We start from the raw sequence: 16956 nt of genomic DNA, 5'->3' as shown, positions 1-16956 counted from the left end.
TGTTAAAACTGAACCGTTACACCCAAACTGTATACTCTGCTCAAAGGATAGCCAGATAAAACTTCAGGATCAAAATCTTTGAGTTGTGATACGGTAAAGAGGTTATTGGCATTTATATACAGCCGTAAATAGGTAATACAGCTTTTCTTCAATAGTTTTTCGGGGAAAGTATATCCCAGCTCTAAATTACGCAGTCTCATAAATCCTGCATCTCTGATCCAGAATGAGGAATTACGGTAATTGTTGTCATTATCGGAAGTCGTCAGGCGCGGATATGTTGCTCCTGCTCTCGTATCTATACCTTGCTCCGGATAGTATGCCCATCGGTTCTGCGCCATTTCGGGGGCTTGTCCGTCTTTGTAAAATGCCCATACAGTATTTCCCGAAAGCAGAACACTACGACGTGCTTGTCCGTAAATATCGGCCAAGAGATCGAATCCTTTGTAACCGATATTCAGGGTTACACCATAATTGAGCTGGGGTATAGGTGAATATCCGACCGCTTTTTCATCGTTCTCATTAACTACTCCGTCTCCGTTCATGTCTTTGTAACGTATATCTCCAGGTTGAACGGGTGCAAAAGTCTGTCGCGGAGTAGCCGGATCGTTGATTTCGGTCCAGGAGTTAAATAATCCTTCGGCTTGAAGACCGAAATACTGACCAACAGGATTTCCTGTACGATAAAGATAGGATTCGGGACGAAATACTTCGGCTTGGTATTCGATTTTACTTTTTGCATAAGCTACATTTCCTCCTATGCCTAAGGAAACATCTCCGAACTTGTCATGATACCCAAATTCGAACTCTGCTCCCTGATTGCTTACTTTTCCTATATTTTCATAAGGTAATGTAGCTGCGACTACTGCGGGAACCGAGGCTTCCCGCGTCGCTAATATACCATTACGTTTTTCGTAAAAGTAATCGAACATTACCGACAAGCGTTTGAAGAAGGAAGCATCAACACCCACATTATATTTGTAGTTTTTTTCATATGTTATATCAGGGTTACCCAGACGGCCTTCCACCAGCCCAGGCAGAGAGGTAGAGCCTGCAGCTCCGATATTATATTTGTTTTTCGATGCTTCGTAGTAAGTACGGTAACCGAAACGGGTAGCCCCGAGGTCACTGCTTCCTACCATTCCTGCCGAAGCTCTTAATTTCAACAAATCTACTTTAGATGTGGCACCTCCGAAAAAGTCTTCGTTGGAAATTACCCATGCTGCAGATACGGAGGGAAAAAAGCCGAAACGGTTTTTCGCAGGGAGATTTTCGGACCCGTTGTAAGCAAAAGCGAATTGTGCGAAATAACGTTCATCATATCCATACCCTACTCGCCCGAACAACCCAGCGTTGAGGTATGGCACATTATTGCCGTCTATCACATAGCGACTATACATGGCTCCTATCATGGCTCCTATCCGATTCTTCCCGAACAGGCGGTTATAGTCGGCTTGTCCCGAATAGGTAGTACGAGTCAACTGTGTACGGGTCTTTTCACTTTCGTCTATGGCAAATTCGGAGTTCGCTCCACCTACTTTGTTCAACTGGTATCCATCCAAAGTTTCTACCATCTGGAAACGTGCATAATCTTTATTAATGATATAACGGTTATGGGACTGTCCGAAAAAAGAAACGGATTCTTTAAGGCTCAAGCCTTTTACATACATGTCGAGATTCTGTGTAAGAGAGAAATCAGTCTGGTACGTGAGAATGTGTGAAGAATTCTTTCCGGAAGCAAACAGCATCGCTACAGGATTATCTTTATATATGGTCCCAGCCGCCCACGAACCATCATAGTTTTTGACAGGAAATGCATTGGGCGGAGTCTGGTCCAATACGGTAAAGATATTGTCGGTATTGGGCCTCGTCCCATCGGAAATAGTCCCTCCGATATTGACGGACAAACCGAACACTTTATTTATTGCTACGTCTATATTCGAACGGATATTATAACGAGAATAGTTCCCCAGGCGTTTCAGATCCTTATAACCGGTATCATCGTTGTTTCGATAGAACTTGGGACTATTCATAAATCCGAGCAAAGTATAAAATTTCACTACCGAGTTTCCCCCGCTTACCGAAATATTTCCTTCCTCATAGAAAGTCCCTTCACGCAAGACTTCATCATTCCAGTTTACATTAGGATGCATATAGGGGTCTTCTCCGTTTCGGTACAGTGCAAGATCGGTATCGCTGTAGTAAGGACTCCAATGTCCCATATCGTTACTGAGTGCTTCATTGTAAAGAGAAGCATACCCGTAAGAATCAAGGAATTGGGGAGTTTTAAGTGGCTGGGTATATCCAGCTTTTAGATTGAGTCGTACCTGTATTTTATTTTCCATACCACGCTTTGTCTTTACCAACATTACACCGTTGGCTCCTCTTATTCCATAAACAGCGAGTGCTGCAGCATCTTTCAGAATCGTAACCGATTCTATTTCTTCGGCAACTAAGGTATTCATATCGGATTCAAACCCGTCGACAAACACAAGCAACTGGGCATTGTTATTGTATGTATTCTTACCTCTTATATACATATCGGCAATATTATTTCCCGGCTCTCCGCCTTTCTGCATAACAGTAAGTCCTGCAATTTTGCCTGCCAGAGTATTGCTCACGGTTGTTTCATGCAAAGAGGTCATACGATCTCCCGATATAGAAGATATGGCTTCGGTCGTAGCGAGGAATGTCTCGCTGCCATAACCTTTTTCCACGACCTGTTTCTTTACATCGGGATAGAGTATTACGGTAAGAACAGAGTTGCTTCCAGTTTCTACTTCGGTACTCAGATATCCCTCTTTCTCGAAAAGCAGCTTCCCGCTTTTAGGTTTGAGTATTTCAAAACGTCCTTTATCATCAGTAACAGTCGATTCCAAACCTGCAACTTTTACCGAAACTTTATTCAACGGCATTCCACCCTGAGTTCTTACAATCCCGGTATAGGAAGACTGGGCAATACCCGTACCCGACAACAAGAAAAAAGCCAGCAGAATATATATGTTTTTCAATAGATTATTTCGCATCTTCAAATCATTTTAATTGTGATTAAACCGCTCATGTTAGTATCCGGGATTCTGCAATATATACCCTTTATTGACCTCGGCCTGTGGGAAAGGATGGTAATACATCTTATCGGACCAGAAGCGCTCTTCGAATACAAACGGTTTATAGGTGGTATAATTGTTTTTTTCGTTATTAGTCTCAAGAAGGAATCCTACCATAGGACCTCCGATTATACCAGGTTTATGGGCTATTTTCCAACGACGTACATCGTATATTCGGTGATCTTCCCCGAATAGTTCTATATCTCTCTCACGGTGGACAAGCTGGCGGAACGCCTCCTGGGTTTTATAGCGGGGATCGGTCTCCAATATGGGCGGCAGTCCTGCACGCTGACGTACTACGTTTAACGCTTCATACGCAAGAGACGAATTAGGTGTATACTCATTAAGTGCCTCGGCATAGTTGAGATAAAACTCGGCAAGGCGGAATATTGGGAAATCCATATCAGTCTGGCCCTGATACTTATAGGTATATTTCATCATAACGGCAGCACCTTGTATATCACCGCTTTTTTCTCCGGTAACGATATAGTCCCAGTTATACCTATCGGGACACATAGCCGGTTTTTCACCAAATACCCATGCCATAACCCTGAAACGGGGTTCCATTTCGTGCATACGTGTCACATAATCGCTAAAATCGCGTACTTCATTTAATGCGGGCCAAGTCTGGTCAGTCCCGTCGGCTTTATAAAATTTAGAGAGACTATTGACCAGAATAGAATTTCCCTTGTTGAAATTACTGAGGCGCGGCAGATAATGAGTGGTAAATCCAGTCTGCCCTACGATGACCTTATTGGCCAGCAACACTTCCGAATTGTCTCTCGTGGAAGTGGCATTTCCGTAATCGTCAAAAGGATTGCCGGTATTCACCATTGATACATGTCCATAATCACGTGCCCAATCGATCACCGCAAGATTGGCCTCATATGCAGCTTTCCATCTTTTATGATCATATCCGTTAAGGCAAAGATAGGAATTATGGGTACTGTTACCATACCCTATTACGGGCTCGGCCGAATTGAATAAAGGACTTGCCGCATAGAGCAATGTACGTGCTTTTACCGCCAAGGCAACCCCTTTTGTTACCCGCCCCCTCCATCTCGTGTCATAGAAATCAGGCAGGTTCATCGACTCATCACATAGCTGTACAATATAATCAATACACTCCTGCAAAGAACTGCGGGATATATTGAAATCTTCGTTAACCTCGAGAGCCCTTTTTACTAAAGGTACGCCTCCGAAAGTACGTATAAGCGTAAAGTAACGTAATGCAATAAGAGTTTTACACTCGGATTTCATTTGGTCCTTTTCTTCCTGTGAAATATCTTTTGCCATATCTATATTTTCGATAAACGTAAAGGCTTTACGTATCCCAATATAGCAACAATTGAATTTCGTCTCCACATGACGCGGGTTGATAGCACTATACCCTACCAGGTTCATTTCGGTCGTGGGTGCATACCCTGTCGATAAATTACATTCGTCAGTTATAGCCGCACGTATTCCCCGTTCAATCTGGTCGAGGTCGTATACTCCTTTTCCGGGGACATTATATACATTGGTATACTTGGGAATACCGAAAGGCATGATCGTTGCATAGGTGTCCCAGAGAAATTGCTCGGCATTGATCCTTTTCGAGAAAATAGAATCTTTATTGATAGAAGTAGATATTAGGGGCATGTCGAGATAGTTGCAGCTAAACTGTGGCAAAGCAAGTATGGCTATGAGCAAAATTACATATATGTATCTGATCTTTTTCATTGTTCCCTGTCTTTAAAATCTTAAATTCAATCCTACGTTATATACTTTCATTTGTGGATACACAGCCCCTACATTTTTAGTAGGGTTTTCCGGGTCGGTATTTTTAAGGCTGGTAAAAGTAAGCAGGTTATTGCCACTGACATAGAAGCGCAACGACTTCACTCCTATTTTAGCCAATTTGGGCACTGAAAGGGTATAACCTATCTCTACATTTTTGAGACGCAGATACGATGCATCTTTGACCCAAAAATCGGAATCCTCGGAGTTAGGACTGTTCTTACCATCAGCACTCAAACGAGGCATGGTAATTTTCTCTCCCGCAGCAAAACGCTCTTCGCTCCAACGATTCATATGCTCGGCCAATGTGTTATTGAATCCAAGATTGAATGCCCAGGCTGTCATAACACGTTGTTGTATGGCCGTCTGCGATGCTCCTTGAAAAAGCAGCGAAAAATCGAGATCTTTCCAATCTCCGCCCAAGGTAAAGCCATAGGAAACTTGAGGAAACTCATTATATCCAATGGGGACTCTGTCGTTCTGGTCTATTTTACCATCACCGTCAATATCTATATATTTCAGGTCTCCTTTCTGTACTTTATTGGAATAGAAAGAGTAATAGGGACGGTTAGCCACCTCATCATCGTAATTATAAAAACCGTCGTTACGGTAACCTTTGAGTTGCCCTACCGAAAAACCGGTCGCCATCATCCATTCGTATGCGGCATTGGGCTCATCCTGAAAAATTATTTTATTTCGGGCATAAGAGAGATTGGCATCGATATGATAATTGAACTTGCTTATATTACTGCGCCAATGTACCTCGATTTCATATCCTTTGTTTTCTACTTTTCCCATATTCACAGCTGGAAGATCGGTTGCTCCCACGATGGCCGGAACAGTTGAACGCTTGATAAGGATATTATCACGATTCTCGGCAAAATAGTCGGCTCCGATAACTAACTTATCATCGAACAAGCGTATATCCACACCTACATTTTTTTTCTTGGCGCGCTCCCAGGTTACATAGGGATTTCCTATTTTACCTTCCATAGCACTCTTATAACTTTCGCGGTCGAGCCCTTCGGTCCCAAACTGGTAAACAAACCCGCCATAGTTGTAAGAAGTGGGCAGATAAAGGAAACGACTTCCTCCTATCTTATCATTACCTACTTCTCCGTAAGAACCCCGTAACTTAATAAAGGTTACATAATCATTCTTAGGAAAAAAAGGCTCTTCGGTAAGTACCCAACCTAAAGAAAAAGCGGGAAATACACCATAACGAAGATCTTCGGGAAAATTTTCCGAACCGTTATAACCTAAATTGAACTCGGCAAAATAGCGGTCGGCATAAGCATAAGTAGCACGTCCTACAAGCCCTTGCAACGACTGGGGTACGGAATATGTCAGTCCAGGCATTCTTTTCTTACGCTGATTGTAAAGGAGCAAAGCCGACACACGATGACGGTTTCCGAATATCCGCTGATAATCAAGAGCCGCCTCAAAATATTCGATACGGTATACGCTGTGAGATTCCTTGAAAGTTTCGAACCCTCCTTCAAAAGTTCTTTGCGGAAATGAAACCTCGCCTGTCTTGGCATCCCTTACCGCGTAATAGGTATCTATCGTCCGGTTCCGAGTTTCGGAACGGCTGAAAAAATTATCGTAAGCATACATTGCTCTTACCGACAATCCTTTGGTAATCATATCAAGCCTGTATTTCAACGTTACATTTATATTGAATGTGTTTTCGAGTTGTGTCGAATATCCGTTATTGAGCAGTACAGAAGCGGGTGAAAGACCACGTCCGGACATGAACGAGAGGGGATCGTCGAGGTATCCTGTTACAAGCTTACCATCGACAACCCCGCATCCTATCATTGGCGGGGAGTTGAGTATGGCAGAGAAAAGACTTTCGGTAGTATTATTGGGATAATTGGAATCAGCAATCTGCCCCCCCAATTTTATACTTCCGGTAAAATCTTTTGTAAAGTTAAAATCAAAATTAGAACGTATATTATAACGTTTGTATACAGGATTAGGGTCATATCCGACATTAAGGTCCTTAAGAGATGATGTATTGTATTGTCCCTGTTGGTTGAGATAACCGAGCGATACGAAATATTTTACTACTTTGGTTCCTCCCGACACGTTTACATTATACTGTTGCTTTATCGAGGCTTTTTTAATGAAACTCTTGTAAAAATCTTTGGAAGGATAGAATATGGGATCGGTACCGTCACGAAGTTTTTCAAGTGTACCATCGTCCTCGTTGAACAGTGGAATCAACCCGTCGTTACGCATACCTTCATTTTTGAGCAGGGCAAACTCATACGGATCAAGGAAATCGGGTAAGGTAGTCGGTGTCTGTACTCCTACGTTGCAACTAAGGCTTACCATGGGCTTCGACTCGGTTCCTGTTTTAGTAGTAAGTATGATTACGCCATTCGCACCCCGTATACCGTATACTGCTGTTGCAGAGGCATCTTTAAGTACATTTATACTTTCGATCTCATTCATATCGATACCGTCCATAGAGGAACGCTCCACCCCATCGATAACAATAAGGGGCGAACTATCGGCTGACCCGAGTGTGCTGATACCGCGTATGCGTATATCGGACTGATCCTTTCCCGGTTCACCTCCTCGCTGTACAAGGGTAACCCCAGACATACGCCCGTAAATAGCATTACTGACATTCGACACCGGAGACTTTATCAGTTCAGTACCCGATACCGAGGTGATGGCTCCGGTTATACTTTGCTTTTTCTGTACACCGTATCCTACAACGACTACCTCATCGAGTTTTTTGCTTCCTTCGCTCAGGACAACAGTCAGAGGCTCACCCTGTTTATAGGCTGCAAAGCTTACCTCTTTCCTGTCAAAACCGACATAGGAAAAAACAAGAATAGAATTTGACGAAGATACTGATATGGAAAAATTTCCGTCAATATCGGTTATTACTCCATTCTTAGGATTCGACTTTTCTACTACATTTACGCCTATTAGGGGTTCGGAAGAGGAATCGGTTACTTTACCGGTTACTCTGAATGCAACCGTCTGCGCTTTTTGTGCAGCTACGGGAAAAGTAGCCAATAACAAGACCAAACACAGGAAAGCATAGACAAATGCACTTTTCTTTTTACCGGAATAATTTGTTTTTCCTTTGTTTATATACATATTGGTATTATAAATAGATTCTTGATAATTCCAAAAACTATAATTTTTTGATATGTACTATATATTTTGTGTACTGTGATGAATGTATTTCTGGAGATAAATATATAATATATAATACATATAAAAATTTATTCTTTTATGTAACTGCTAAAGTTTTAACAATATTTACCGGTACAACGGACCATATTCCTTACAAGCCCTATAATCGGCTCCTTCTTTATCCATACCATAGGCATTCCACGCGGCAGGCCTGAATATTTTACTGTCGGGTACATTATGCATGCACACGGGTATACGTAACATGGAGGCAAGCGAAATAAGATCGGCTCCGATATGTCCGTAACTGAGTGCCCCGTGATTGGCACCCCATCCGCCCATTACCGAATAGACACTGTCGAAAGGCTCCTTTCCTGTAAGCCGAGGAACAAACCAAGTGGTAGGCCATGTTTTGTCGGTGCGTTTATCTATGACTTCGGATACTTCCCGAGGCAGATCTATACTCCACCCTTCAGCAATCTGTAATACTGGTCCGAGCCCATCTACTATATTAAGGCGGGTCATAGTCATAGGCATGCCTCCTTTCGTCATGAAATTGGATGAATAACCACCACCACGGAAATACTCGAGCGATGCGGGATACCAAGTTGTAGCCTCAAGGCATTTTTGCACTTCTCCGTCTGTAATCTTCCAATGGGGTTTCATTACGGGCTTACCGCCTTCGGTCAATTGTCCTGAGCCATCAAGGGTGCATGACCCGGAATTGATCAGGTGTATGAAACCGCCAGCCGCTTCTCCAGTAAGAGATATTCCAGTAACACGTTTCACCGCTTCCGGGCTCCAGTATGTACGCACATCGGCAAAAAGCTGGGGAGTGTTGGTAAGCAAGTGACCGAACAACATGGATGTGGCATTGAGATGGTCGTTCTCGGTAGCAACGACAAATGCCCTGCGTATTCCGTTCCAATCGAAAGATGAATTGAGTATGGCTTCGCTGAAATCGCCGTTAGGCAGGAAATCTGTCCACTGACGTTGTCCCTGGAAACCGCTCATGATAGCGTTGTGTCCCATCGATTCTTCTTCATATCCCATCGTTTTAAGTACGGGATTACCAATCATCATATCGCGAATGATCATCGTCATCTTTACAACAAATTCCCATTCCTTATCTTTCTGCTCGCGGGAATGACGGATTTTTTCGGGGTTGTAATCAGACCCTTCTTTACAATTTTCTTTTGTCCATTGCATCGCTTTTTCAAACTCATCGTGGTCATATATTTCTAACTGTATACGCCGCAATATTTCTACTGACTCGGCATATTCGGTACGCATTCCAAGGTACTTCTGTAAAAAGAGTGCATCAACCTGCGACCCAGCTATCCCCATAGAGCAATAACCAATCGAAAGATAAGATCTTCCACGCATAAGTCCTACTGACAACGCTGCCCTGGCAAAACGCAGCAGTTTTTCCCGAACATCAGCGGGTATAGACGTGTCAGATGCATCCTGCACATCTTTTCCGTATATACCAAACGCCGGAAGTCCTTTCTGACTGTGCCCAGCAAGGGCAGCAGCGAGATACACAGCTCCCGGACGCTCAGATCCGTTAAATCCCCATATAGCCTTAGGAATAAGCGGATCCATATCGATTGTTTCAGAACCGTAACACCAGCAAGGTGTTACAGACACCGAAGCACAGATATTTTCACCGGCAAACTTATCGGCACAGGCTGCAGCTTCGGCAACCCCACCGATGGTAGTATCGGCTATTACACACTGTACGGGAGTCCCGTCGGGATAGCACAAATTTTCATTGTAAAGATGTTCCAAGTTACGTGCCATGGTCATCGTCATTTCTTCGAGAGACTCACGTATTCCTTTTCTACGACCGTCAATAATAGGTCTGATTCCTATTTTAGGATATTTCGTATTCATTGTTTTTCCCAATTTTTAGAGTCTGGCTGAAAATATTCCGAAAGGATATCGAAGCTATTTTTAATAACTTTTCTTCTCAAAAAACGGAAGATAAAAATTCTCAAAACAGAGCGATAAGCCCCGCAATAATAGACTTTACAGACTCAAGTAAATAATATAATTATATTCTAAAAACTAACAGTTCCGGCTATATCAAGGCTTTTTATCTCTTCTTTTTTATTTCTGGAGAATTTAAAAACCGGTTATCTCAAATTCTCCAGAAACAAAAAATCGGTTAAAAAATAACTCTTGATGTATCCAATACAATTTCTTAGTCTGCTTTAATTTTTACCACTATCTTTTTCAATAATGCAGGTTCACTGTCCTTTAAGCAAGGTCGATGCGCATCTTTTGGAAAGAAAATAAAGAAACGATCGGGAGTAGCTTTCATTAATTCTCCCTCTCCGGTATAGAACGCCACATCGTTAGATTCGGTATAAGGTTGTACACAGGTGAGTTGTGTTGTATCTCTCTGAATTCCAATATATTCACTTCCAGAGGCCACATATTGTAAATCAATATACTGGCGATGTGCCTCGTAACGGACATCGGCCGGTTCTTTGGTCGTGTATTCACTCACAGCTACGAATACCTCATCGCTTAGGTCGGTACGTCCTAACGGCAGACTGTCAGGGTCGATACCAGAAAGATAATCGAATGCAACTTCCCAGCGTTCGGGGTACTTATTGTAATGTTCCTGCCACGCCTGCATATCGATAGAAGAATCGGGACAGGCTTCGAAAGTGACCACCATGTTGCCATTTTCCAGGGAAATACTTTTCACATGTCCTGCGGTCTGTTCGTTTTGCTTTTTCTGATTTGTATGACAGGCTCCCAAAAGAGCGACAATCAACAAAAGAATGATTTTTCTCATGGTCTTATTTTTTATAGTTTTAAAAATTATTTTGATTTTACAGTGATATATCATCTATTCCGGCTGCACGGAGTATTCCTTAATTCATCGCGGATAAAATTCAATATAACTTTTATTTCAGCACCAGATTCAGATCAAGGTTCTCTAAAGCTTTACGCACTTTATCGCGTTCCGGTTTTTCGAAACGATGAAAAGGTGAAGCTACAAAATCGTTACATATACCCAACAAAGATAGGGCAGTCTTGAGCCCTTTAAGGTAACTCGATCCGTGTTGTCCTACCGTATATATGGTAGAGCTGATCTGCATTACGATTTTCTGCAGACGCAACAATTCTTCCATGTTCCGTTCGCGGGCTGCATTATAGAGGGATACATACAATTTAGGAAACATATTAGCACCGCCGTTGATTCCTCCATGGGCTCCCAGCAAAACAGCCTCTCCAGTAATCTCCTCGGGCCCTACAAACATGGCAAAATCGGGACGGTCTTTCATGGCATACATAACCGACTGGAAATAAACGGTATTGGCCGAACTATCCTTAAATCCTATAACCCTGAAATCTTCGGCTATACGACGTATGGTCGCAGGTGCGAAATTTACCTTGGTATGCGTAGGCATATTATAAAGGAACAATGGCAACGGCAACTGAGGGACGAGGTCTTCGTAAAACTCAGCCAGCTCGGGCTGCCCTGATGCAAAATAATAGGGAGGTGCAGAAACCACAGCATCGGCCCCATTATCAGCAGCAATACGTGCCAGGTTTACACTCTCAATAATAGACGTATCTGAGATACAAACCAGTACTGGAAGTCTTCCGTTCACAATGCGACATGTATTTTTTATCATCTCTACCCTCAGTTTATAACTGAGGCTCTGTGCTTCTCCTGTAGTTCCCAATACAAACAGAGCATGTACTCTCCCATCAATCAAATGTTCAATCAATTTTTCCAAACCTTCGATATCCAATACATCATTGTCTAATAAAGGTGTTACCAACGGAGGAATAATTCCCGACAGCGGAGAATTCATTTTGTTACTCATAATCCCTTTTCTAATTAGTCTGTAAATATATTATTGTCTTTACTTTAACGATTTAGCATAATATTAAAAAATTTCACCGTACTTATTTCATTATAAGACGAGCCGGAATAGTGACCTGTTCTATTTTATCACTCGTGCCGTTTATTTTCGAAATAAGTATACTCATCACTTTTTCCCCGATAGTTTCTATCGGCTGTTCGATACAAGAAACTGGGAAATAAGCAAGCTTGAATTCATCGGGATTATCGAAACTGACTACCGTAAAATGATCTGAGAGTTCGACATTCCGTTCTCTTAACACAATCATTACCTGCGTTCCCACCCGGTTCGAAGCACAGAAAATCGCATCTATTCCCATACGCAGGAACATATATACTCCTTCGCGCACGCTTTTCTGGCAATTTTCAAAATCGACTTCATAAAAAAGAGAATCATCGAACGGAACATTTCTTTCCTGAAGCGCCCGTTTGAATCCCGCGTAACGAGCTACAAAGTTAGACAGTCCGTGGGAAATGGTCATATAAGCGATTTTACGAAATCCTTTATCTATAATCTTATTGGTCAACCGGTATGTGGCATCTTCATTGTCAATCTGCACATAATCGACCGGCAACCCATCAATTATACGATCGACAAGCACGATCGGTATTTTCGTATCGAGAATATTGCGCACCGATTTTTCACTGTTTTCGGTAGGTGCAACTATCATTCCGTCGACCTGCTTGGAGATAAAAAGCTGTGCTGACCGTTCGAACTTATCTGCCGATTCGTCGGAATTGGCAAACATAACCTGATAATCATACTTCGCGGCTTCTCTCTCGATACAACGGGCCATACGGGCAAAAAACGGATTGGAAATATCTCCCAAAATGAGTCCTATAGTACGGGTTTTTCCGGTACGTAGACTCTGGGCAAGACGATTAGGACGATAACCCATCTCGCGGGCACAATGCATTACTTTCCGTTCTACTTCCTCGCTAACTCTGTATTTACGTGCTTTTCCATTAAGCACCATAGAGATAACAGTAGGTGAAAGATGCAACACCTCGGCAATATCGCTTAATGTAACCGTTTTTCTATCTTTCATTTTCATATCATTTTTGTGATGATTCCGAAAAACATCCTAACTCTTTGTAACGGGTATACAATTGTAAGTATACGGCATGTCGTGCTTCAGAGGGAAAATACTTCACAGCACAGTTACTATTCATGGTCTGACGAGCCTTTTCCAACGAAGGGAAAATACCAGAAGCAACAGAGGCAAGCATCGCAGCCCCGAAAGCACATGCCTGCCCGGAAACTGAGACTTTTATAGGCATACCCAGCACATCAGCCAGCACCTGCATTACGTAAGGTGACTTCTGAGATATTCCTCCCACAGCGATAACTGTATCTATGGTAATGCCGTTACGGCTCATATCTTCTATAATGGCAAGCGATCCGAAAGCGGTAGCTTCAACCAATGCTTTAAAAATGACCGGTGCAGTGGTTCCCAGCGTAAGTCCCGTAATGGACGCCTGTAACTGCAAGTCGGGATACGGGGTGCGTCTGCCATTGAACCAATCGGTAGCCACCAAATCTTTTGCAGATAAAGGCAATTCCTGCGCCTGAGCTGACAGAATAGGGATGACCGAGTCTGACAGTTCTTCAGCAAGAGCGTCTTTTCCGACCTGGTACAAAGGCCACATGAGCAGTTGCCTAAACCATGCGTATATATCTCCGAAAGCGGACTGTCCGGCTTCCATTCCAATCATTCCGGGAAGCACCGATCCGTCAACCTGTCCACAAATCCCCCCGATACAACGACCGTCTATCTCTCCATAAGAGGCTACTGCTATATCGCAGGTCGATGTTCCCATAATGCGCACTATGCTGTGGGGTTCTATTCCTGCGCCTATCGCTCCGGAATGGGCATCGATGACACCAACGGCCACGGCAACCTGTCTGGGCAATCCCAAACGCGTGCTCCACTCTTCGGTAAGGTACCCAGCAAGGGTATCAGCCGTGTCAGTCTCATTGGAGATGTGCGAACGGTATCCATCAAACAACGGGTCGATAGCTGAAAGAAACTCCTGAGAAGGAAATCCTCCCCACTCTGCATTCCACATAGCTTTATGTCCTGCCGCACAACGGCTTCGCTTCATTTTTATAGGATCGGTATTTCCAGTAAGCAATGCCGGCATCCAATCACAGTGTTCCACGATAGAAAATGCCTGTTCCCTTACCAACGCATCATTTCTCATCACATGCAGAGCCTTGGCCCAGAACCACTCCGAAGAATAGCTTCCACCGCTGTATTGTGTATAATCTACCGGCCAAGAATGGGCCAGTTCATTTATTTCCGCAGCTTCCTGAGCCGCCGTATGATCTTTCCATAAGATGAACATGGCATCGGGATTTTCCGATAGTTCCGGCAACAATGCTAAAGGTGTTCCTGACCTGTCTACCATAACCGGAGTACTTCCGGTAGTATCGAAAGCAATACCTTTCACGTGCGAAGCGACTTCCTTACCACACTCGGTTAGCGCATCTTTTACAGCACATTCGAGGCTTTCTATGTAATCAAGAGGATGCTGGCGATAGCGGTTCTGCGACGCATCACAATACATACCCGCTTTCCATCTCGGATAGTAACACACAGACGAAGCTACCGTCCTACCATCCTGTACATCTACAACGAGTGCCCGACATGAGTCACTACCGTAGTCGATTCCTATTACATAGCCTTTTTTCATCTTCCTGTGTTTTTCATTACTTACATTTTTTGCTAATTCGATTTAGTAAACTCTGAAAAAAATAATGGAAACCCCCATTATATTAGCACAAAAACAGTTTATTTAAACGATTTTTGTTGTAAAAGAACTTTTATTTGCTAAATCGATGTTGCAAATATCAAAATTATTTTTTTACAAAAAAAGCTTTTTCTATAGTTTAACTTTTAGCAAAATTTTAGCAACCATCTATTTATTAAGATATTAATACTATATTTCGAAAGAAATAAGCCTGTTGAAAAGGGTTTCGAACCATAGAGAAACATGTCTTTCTAAAAAAACTATAAACGATATCGAGAGTGTATATTAACATTTACAGGAACTATTATTTTTTTATAGCTCAATATATTTTCATGTTAAAAATGGAGAGAAAGAATAGCATATTTCCCTTCTCAGGTACAGCGATTCCGTCCAATTTTTTTCATATCCAACACAACTGTTCGTATGAAATCTCGTTTTGCTTTTCTTATTTCCTGCAAATCAGATGTGTTATATAATAAACAACCTGAAAAAAGGAGCTAAAAACAATTTACATAAAATTTAAACACCTACTGGGTATATTATTAAATGTTTTGATTATTTTGAGTTGTCAGAATTCAAAGAAAAGTCAGATCAAGTAGAAATACACCTTGAAAGAGTATGCAACAAATAAATTGGAAAGCAAGAGATTTTACGAACAAGTCAGGATGTATAATTATCCAACGCGTGAATACATTGCTGCTTGTTGTATATCAAAAAACGTCGCTGGTTCAATCACCGTATAAGCGTAATTGGAAATTAGTGGCAAGATGGGACGCAAATAACGAAAGAATTTGCATCTTTTTTAAAAGCATTGGATCGACTCTCGAGTTCTAAGCATTAGTCTTTTGGCAGATCATTACGGGATGAATGCAAAACTGTTGGAGCCTCAATACAAAAAATCATCTGAGCCATTTTAAGAATTGGGAACAACGTTCCTACGTCAAGAAGTGGGCTCTCTTCGAGAAAAACATCGGGCTATATGTCGGGCTGGACGAAACAGCTCTTTCTTCAGGAGAGTTATGTACAATCCTGATAAACAAAAATGGGAAGGAAAAAAGGAACAATTATCACTATGTTCAAAGTGTCAGCTGTTGAAAAGGTTTCCCAAATGTTGCTCATACCTTCCCGTCACAGTCGTTTCCAGGTTCGTGAAATCATCATGGACATGACCCTGATAACCCGTGCTTTTCCCTAGCCGCCAAGCAGGCCTTCGACCGTCTTCATATTCTGAAGCTCACTTTTGAAGCCGCACAAGAAATGTGTATAAAGATATGATGGAAAACATTGGAGAAAGAAATAGTTGAGATTGTATAAGACAAAGCATCCGAGCAACCCTTTGTCCCTGAAACATTTGAGAATAAGAACAGCCGCAAACAACTGTTGGCCAAAATCCAATATCTTTTATTCAAGAAAAAGGAACTCCGGGCTGAAAGCCAAAGAAAAAGAGCAACAATTCTCTTCCGGGAATATTCCAATATCAAGAAGGCATATTACTTAAGCTTGAGGCTGGACTAGATATACCATCAGACAAAATAAGCAGACATTGTCTTGACCCGTTTAGCGCATTGATATGACCAGATAGACAGATCCGATTTTCTTTCTTTTGGAACTGTTGCCAGAGCTATACAAACACATTACTCAAATATTGTTGGCTTTTTTAAAAGACAATCCACCAATGCGGATACCAAACCTTTCAATGCTAATATTAAAGCTTTTAGAGCGCAGCTTAGAAAGGTGAGAGATATTACTTTTTTCCTATTCAAACTTACGAACATTTATGTACAAAATAAATCTCCTCTGATTTTCGGTATGATCCATTTTCTCCCGTATTTCTCCCGGCACATACAAACCGACATAGCCTAACTTATTGAATATCAATAAGTTAGGCTATATTTAGTCGGGGTGACTGGATTCGAACCAGCGACCACACGCCCCCCAGACGTGTACTCTAACCGGACTGAGCTACGCCCCGATTATTTGTGACTGCAAAAGTAATTCTTTATTTTTAAATAGCAAAAAAAATCAATATTTTTATTTTATACTATTCTGATAGATATTTATAAATAAAATTATAACTACTTTATATTGTTTTTCTTACCCTCCCAATAATACCCAAATTTTCCTGCTTTTCTATACAAGCCCTTCTATTTTTCATTTTCTTAAAAAAATAAAAGGAAATCTTCATTATCAAATTTCAAATCGAAAAGTCAACTTAAAAAAATAAGTTTTAAAAAAGTTTAGACGATTAAACCTTTCTTATATTTCTTCGTCAAA

8 protein-coding genes, 1 tRNA gene and 1 pseudogene are annotated in these 16956 nt (G+C 41.9%); 1 reads left to right on the top strand and 9 read right to left on the bottom strand.

The features are described 5' to 3' along the window. Positions 1-2: 2 nt before the first annotated feature. From BN2628_RS13195 to BN2628_RS13160, 8 genes are all read right to left on the bottom strand, one after another. On the bottom strand, positions 3-3023 hold the full coding sequence (locus tag BN2628_RS13195; RefSeq protein ID WP_052431358.1) for a SusC/RagA family TonB-linked outer membrane protein: 3021 nt from the start codon (positions 3021-3023) through the stop codon (positions 3-5). A 36-nt stretch (positions 3024-3059) separates the two neighbouring features. Then, positions 3060-4826, bottom strand: a complete 1767-nt coding sequence (locus BN2628_RS13190) for a RagB/SusD family nutrient uptake outer membrane protein (protein ID WP_082002196.1) — start codon at positions 4824-4826, stop codon at positions 3060-3062. A 12-nt stretch (positions 4827-4838) separates the two neighbouring features. Beyond that, entirely contained in the window at positions 4839-8003 is a 3165-nt protein-coding gene (locus BN2628_RS13185; protein ID WP_055097627.1) for a SusC/RagA family TonB-linked outer membrane protein, read from the bottom strand. A 165-nt stretch (positions 8004-8168) separates the two neighbouring features. Continuing rightward, a complete protein-coding gene (locus BN2628_RS13180) occupies positions 8169-9935 on the bottom strand; it encodes an L-fucose isomerase (protein ID WP_044224479.1) in 1767 nt (588 codons plus the stop codon). A 310-nt stretch (positions 9936-10245) separates the two neighbouring features. Beyond that, positions 10246-10848, bottom strand: a complete 603-nt coding sequence (locus tag BN2628_RS13175) for a NanQ anomerase/TabA/YiaL family protein (RefSeq protein WP_052431359.1) — start codon at positions 10846-10848, stop codon at positions 10246-10248. Positions 10849-10960: 112 nt separating this feature from the next. Beyond that, complete coding sequence (locus BN2628_RS13170; RefSeq protein WP_055097624.1) at positions 10961-11890, bottom strand: dihydrodipicolinate synthase family protein; 930 nt, start codon at positions 11888-11890, stop codon at positions 10961-10963. A gap of 82 nt (positions 11891-11972) precedes the next feature. Further along, positions 11973-12977 carry a LacI family DNA-binding transcriptional regulator gene (locus tag BN2628_RS13165; protein WP_257606485.1) on the bottom strand — a complete coding sequence of 335 codons (1005 nt, stop codon included), beginning with the start codon at positions 12975-12977 and terminating at the stop codon, positions 11973-11975. Between the two features lie 7 nt (positions 12978-12984). After that, on the bottom strand, positions 12985-14625 hold the full coding sequence (locus BN2628_RS13160) for a ribulokinase (protein WP_044224491.1): 1641 nt from the start codon (positions 14623-14625) through the stop codon (positions 12985-12987). 920 nt (positions 14626-15545) lie between these two features. Between BN2628_RS13160 and BN2628_RS17050 the strand changes: the two are divergent. Then, a pseudogene (locus tag BN2628_RS17050) lies at positions 15546-16461 on the top strand (ISL3 family transposase); the annotation flags it as partial. A gap of 118 nt (positions 16462-16579) precedes the next feature. On the opposite strand, the gene BN2628_RS13150 reads toward BN2628_RS17050, so the two are convergent. Next, positions 16580-16654 (bottom strand) — tRNA-Pro (locus BN2628_RS13150). Between the last annotated feature and the right edge of the window lie 302 nt (positions 16655-16956).

The organism is Gabonia massiliensis (genome assembly GCF_001403595.1).
GTDB lineage: Bacteria > Bacteroidota > Bacteroidia > Bacteroidales > Coprobacteraceae > Coprobacter > Coprobacter secundus.
Note: the sequence above shows the minus strand (reverse complement) of the source record. Positions and strands in the feature narration are given on the sequence as shown.